Source organism: Oleiphilus sp. HI0066 (assembly GCF_001635725.1).
The window spans coordinates 1-1171 of record NZ_LWFH01001498.1; the positions used below are offsets into that span (position 1 = coordinate 1).

2 protein-coding genes are annotated in these 1171 nt (G+C 39.8%); both read left to right on the forward strand.

The window, feature by feature from the left end; genetic code table 11:
• Nucleotides 1–67: 67 nt before the first annotated feature.
• On the forward strand, nt 68–328 hold the full coding sequence (locus tag A3738_RS23180) for a VF530 family DNA-binding protein (protein WP_068476123.1): 261 nt from the start codon (nt 68–70) through the stop codon (nt 326–328).
• Complete coding sequence (locus tag A3738_RS23185; protein ID WP_068476124.1) at nt 321–704, forward strand: DUF2750 domain-containing protein; 384 nt, start codon at nt 321–323, stop codon at nt 702–704. The genes A3738_RS23180 and A3738_RS23185 overlap by 8 nt, the downstream gene beginning before the upstream one ends.
• The last annotated feature ends 467 nt before the right edge of the window (nt 705–1171 follow it).

A 1171-nucleotide genomic window follows, 5' to 3' on the forward strand; every position in this document is an offset into this window, starting at 1 on the left:
AATTTCAACGAACCGGCTGTTTTTAACTATAGTGTTTTGCATTCAACAAAAGGAAAACGACACTCACATGAGTCAGGAACAACCAAACAATCCTCTTCATGGCATCACGCTGGCTACGATTGTAGAAAAACTTTATGAGCATTATGGTTGGGATGGATTAGCGAGCCGCGTCAGTATCAATTGCTTCAAGAAAGATCCATCGATTAAATCATCGCTAAAATTCTTGCGTCGCACGCCATGGGCTCGTACTAAAGTAGAACAGCTTTATTTGTCTACTTTTAACACCCCATCCCCTTCGCCTTGGGAAAATTGGAAAAAACATGACTAAACAAAGCCTCGAACAACTTAGCGCGATGGAACCTGAAGATCGCTACGATTACACCATCGAACAAATATTAGAGCATAAACAGCTTTGGGTATTAATTAATGCTCAGCAAGACTTTATTACGATCAACTATGAAGAAGACGCGTTTAGCTACCTTCCAATGTGGCCGAGTAAAGAAGCTGCCGTTGCTATTTCTGAGTTTGATCAAGAGGTAACGGCCATCGCGATTCCTGTTGATACGTTTATTGATGACCTTGCTGAAGAGCTAGATCAAGCAAAGATAGAAATTGGTGTGTTCCCAGGTGCTGATACAAGCGTATGGGTATGTGACGCCACCGATTTTAAACATGAAATTGAAGACGCACTTAAGAGCTTATAAGCATGCAAATATCATCCGAAATCCCCTTGCTAGAAAATATATTTAGCCAATGGAAAGAACTCATTGCTGATGACTACTTAGACTATCGAAATCACTGCTATCGCTTGATTCACTGCTGCTTCGCACTGCACGATTGTACGGAAGAAGATAAATTAAATAAGCAGTCCAGCCACTTTATGATCAAGAAAATTAATTCTTGCTGATTTATTCTTCCCCGGCTCAGGCGGTGAGTCGTAATCCAATATATGGACAGCACAAGCAATGAATTCAAAGCCCAAAAAATTAGTTTCATTAAGTACGGCCATTACCAAATTAAGAGCCATAGTGGCGACTCTTAATACCCCTTTTTTGTCCCTGCCTAGACATACTCCAAAAGATACCTCCTTTAATGTATTTATTCAGATGAATTAAACTACCAATAGTCACGAACTCCACAAGTAATAATCTTTTCCAATAATTTTATCACC